Here is a 4,522-nt window from a genome sequence, read left to right on the forward strand (position 1 = left end):
ATCGATATTTCTAACCGTATTCTACTTTATATTATCGTGACAACATTTAGTTACCTGCTATTATCAAAGCTGAACATGCTTTATGATAAACAAGTTAATACTGTTATTGACTCAATGGAAACAACACTTGAACAAGTCGTCCAAAGCTTTATCGTAGCAATGGAAGCAAAAGATCTGTACACATTTGGACATAGCGAAAGAGTTAGTCAATATGCTGTTGCATTAGCTAAACAGCTTCCTGAATACCAAGATACACAAAAGCTTAAACACTTACGCTTGAGTGGACTCCTTCACGATATTGGCAAAATCAACATTCCTGAACAGATTTTAACGAAGCCGGCAAAATTAACAGATAAAGAATATGAAATCATTAAAACCCACACGACTTTTGGAGCACAAATGGTCGAAAAGATGGAAGGATTAAAAGGATTAAAAAACGGTGTCCTCTATCATCATGAAAGATGGGATGGAAAAGGATACCCCACGGGATCCAAGGGAATTGCAATTCCCTCAGAGGCCCGAATATTGGCTGTTGCTGACGCTTTCGATGCGATGACCTCTACGAGAGCTTATCGAAATGAGCTTTCTATTGAAGAGGCATTTCAAGAATTGGAAAGGGGTATAGGAACTCAGTTTGATCCTAACTTCTCTCAAGCTATCGAAGCTGCTAAACTAGAATTCATCAAAATACATTCTGATTTCCATGATCCTTTTGATGAATTAGAAAAAATAACCAGCTTTTTATAATAATATTTTGTAAATAGTTATTTCATTTATAATGATACCACTTTCTATCTAAAAAGATATAGTTTTTTTATATAAATAGTACTTAACTTAATATTCCTATTCTTAAGTCCATATAATATATGACAGAATAATGCAGAAAAAATTCCATAACTCAATTTTAATTTAAAAATTTCTATAACAAATGACGTCAGTGAGTATAGTCACTGACGTCATTTGTTATAGAACCGACAAAAAAATCCCCCGAACGATTAGTCCGAGGGGATTTTTAACGCTTCAATAGTTAGTTGAAAACCGCTAAAATTAATGATGACAAGCTATCTCAACTCTTCAATGCGGCTGTCTACACATGCGCATCCTATTACTCTTATGCCATTCAACAAGGCAAATGATCGATCAGTACTCAAAAATCATTGCAATAAATTACCGTCAATGGTCACTTTAATTCGATCGATCTTACCATCACGACTAAAAATGGTTTGACTTGTTTCGAAATCTAAAGTATCCGTATCTTCAAAAACACTTTCTGTACCATCTTTGTAACAAATGATGATTTTCTTTTTGTCTTCCAGATAATAGATTACCGGAACTGCACAGAATGTAAATCCTAAAGAATTCTGATCTAGCTGGATCGTTTCTGTATCCATAGCCTGACTGTTCCTAGGTAGAGACCAGTCTTTCATCTCTTTTAGAAACTCAGACTTTGCTAATAACACTGGTCTGAAATGAACACGCCCGTCCTCTACCTTCACGCCTAATTCACCTAGTCGAGAGATAAAGTCTTCTTTAACTTGTCCAGTCATGCCCGGTTGTTGGACGCCTGCAAATCCTGGAGTATGGGAATAAGCTTCTGTTGGAAATGCGCCATATTGTTCTGGTGATTTTTCTAATCCGATGCCTGCCTTAATGTCTTCATAATCATTCATAAGCGTCCTAGCTTCTTCATTCATACCCTTTTGGGAATAGACATCTTCGAAGTTTTCTTGTGTCGTCAGGGCTAGTTTTGATACCATGTGCCAGTAGATAGACCCTAAACCTTCATATTTATAAAAAGTACCGGAACGTCCTGTAAAAGCATGATGGTCAAACAGTTCTGAAAAGATTTCTTTAACGATTTTAATGTCTTCATCCTTATACTCTTCTGTGGCTTTTAGTGCTTCTTCGATCTCGTCACCGTTTCTGAATCGACCGTTAAAATGGTACTTTCCATTAACATCTTTTTCAATAAACCGTGTGCGATTCTGATTCAATTCTTCTTTTAAAACAGTTGACGACATAACCTCTTCTTCAGGAACCACATTTTTCTCTAAGAACCTTGGTAGCTCACGATTTGGATAGAGCATATAGCTGTTTTGGTCTTCACGATAAATCGAACTATTCCTAAGCGCTTCTAAGACATCAATAGTTTCTTTTCCATCTAAAGCTTTTGAACCTAGAACAGCAACCTGACCTTCCAGCATCTCATAAAGATTTGATATACTGCAGCTTTCCTTACCAAATCGGATAAGATTGTACGAGTGGTATAAACCGTCTTCGCGTTTATTCTTTTTAATTGAATCTTTCAAATGACTCATTGAAATTTCAGTAAACTCTTTAAGAGATTCTATAGAAAGTGCCGCTTTATCTCCTGCAAAACCATTGTCATAAATGGCATTCCTATAGTTTTCTCCAATTTCACCCAACGCTTTTACAATCTCAAATCGGGTGTCATCGGACATTTCATTGCCAAGATACTGCCTACTATCCTTCAATACCAATGCTGTATCATTAAACATTTGGAGCACTTCAACCGAGATTTCAATAGAGTCCTCTTCGATCTCCTTAACTATTTGACTCATATATACCTGGAAACGGTGCAAATAATTCAAGGTGACCATGGACAACCCATTCCCAACAAGAGCATTGTTAGCATCGTTCCACTCTGGACGTTGTGTATTCATCCAAATGCCACCTTCAGGCACATAGTTAGAGAACTTAGCCAGAAGAGTAACCAAAAGTTTTTCCATTAAGTTAACTTTGTAAATTCCATCCTTGTTGTAAACCAACTTACCATCTGATCCAAGTCTTGCAGTTTTATTCTTAATACGTTGGTCACTCGCATCATCATAAACTATGCTGTTTCTTGGATCGGCGACTAGTGCATCAAATCCTTTGATCCTATAAGGCACATTCGCATAGACAAAGATGTCTCTATGAAGAAGTTCTTGTAACTTATCAGGATTATAAGCCTTTGATAATTCCATTAGCTTTAGAAGATAAATGATTTGATGATCTCCCCAGTATCCAATGTTTGACCACGGATCTTCAGGGTCAAGCTTCTCCCAATTAATGCCGTCTTTCGTAATTTGATAGGGGTTATAGCCGTCTGCCGTTGATGCATTTACGAATTTAGCAATGATACTCTCCGTATATGCAGGGTAGGAAATAGATAATGCTTCCCAGTTTTGAAAGATGTCACGCCAGTTTCCTTCAAACTTAAGCGCTTTACTCCCATCTTCTTTGGAAACTTCAATATTGAATTTATTCCACGGACGACTTGGATCACCATGTCGTCGACTGAACGTAAGCGGTAAGTATTCAAACACTAAGCGTTCGAAATCCTTGCTGTTAAGCTCTGTCGCCATACCAAGCAGTTCATTATAGTTGATTGTTACGGGTAATTGGCTCATAAAATCCAGCTGTTTCTCATAGACTTCTTTATTCCATGTTTCTACAAAAGCCTTGAAATCCTCTCTATCGATCTCATAGCCATCTGCATATATACCCCCTCGCATAATATTGTAAAGGGTATTTGAAAAATGTCTATAACTCGCCTTCTCATTAGCCGTAAATTGGAATCCGTCTGCCTCAAATACAAGCTTGTTCAGATTGTACTCACCCTTAGAAACATCAGCTTCTACCACATCAAGAATCGATTGGTTTTCTGTGATCTCCTTGATACGTTTCTCGATTTTTGAAGCGCTTTGATTGAGTTCAGCTACTATATACCAGTTTTTTGATTCCCGACCCTTGAGGTGGATGGAATCTGCAACATAGTAGGAGCCTCTTCTGCCTTTAACATCAACTTCTGTCTGGATTTCTTCGTTTAGAGAAAAAGCTTCGATCTGTTGCTCTGACAAAAGGTAGCTAGGATTATCAAGGCCCTTTGACCAAACCGTCGTTGCTTTCAGTGATTCACTTGGCTCCGCTTTGTCTGTTAAAATCGAACTAAGCGTGTAGATACCCAATCCGGCTTTTTCCACTAATTCATTACGTTTATAGCCATCCACGAGTGTACTTTTAGTGGTTTGTAAAAGTGTATTGACCCCATAGGGCAGTATGTTACGAATACCGTCTAGGACTCTTATCTCTACTTCTTTTTCCGCTAGGTTAAGTATTTTTGATTCTTTAATAAATCCAAACAGATCACTGTTCTTCCACGTATAAGTATAACTAACCTCCAGGTCATGATTGATTTCTTCAAACATAATCTTATTACCTGTAGTGTTTTTATATAGGTTTCTTGTAAGCTTATATACATTGCTGTTATGAAGCGAGAAGGGTTTCCACAGAAAATTCTTGTCATCTTTATTGACGATGAGCATTGTATGTGGGCCGGTCGTCTCGATGCTGTCGTGTATTTTATCATCGGTGTCATATGGAAATAATGCATTCTCCGCATTTTTACGTCCACAGGTCAGTCCGCCTGTGCTTGATATAAACATCCAATGGTCAGCATCACTTACTACTGTCATAAAGAAAGGATTCATCTTACTGTAGTTACTCATTTTAAAATAGG

2 protein-coding genes are annotated in these 4,522 nt (G+C 37.5%); one reads left to right on the top strand and one right to left on the bottom strand.

Annotated elements, in window-relative coordinates; all coding sequences use genetic code 11:
- Window positions 1–747, top strand: a 747-nt coding sequence (locus R6U02_RS06785) for an HD-GYP domain-containing protein (RefSeq protein ID WP_410262857.1), incomplete at its 5' end; no start/stop codon positions are given.
- Window positions 748–1,154: 407 nt separating this feature from the next.
- Here R6U02_RS06785 and R6U02_RS06790 read toward each other — a convergent pair.
- The gene (locus R6U02_RS06790; protein ID WP_410262858.1) at window positions 1,155–4,478 is read right to left on the bottom strand and encodes a hypothetical protein; all 3,324 of its coding nucleotides are present in this window, start codon (window positions 4,476–4,478) and stop codon (window positions 1,155–1,157) included.
- Window positions 4,479–4,522 lie beyond the last annotated feature (44 nt).

This window comes from Alkalibacterium sp. (assembly GCF_046484155.1).
In the GTDB taxonomy this organism is placed as follows: domain Bacteria; phylum Bacillota; class Bacilli; order Lactobacillales; family Carnobacteriaceae_A; genus Alkalibacterium.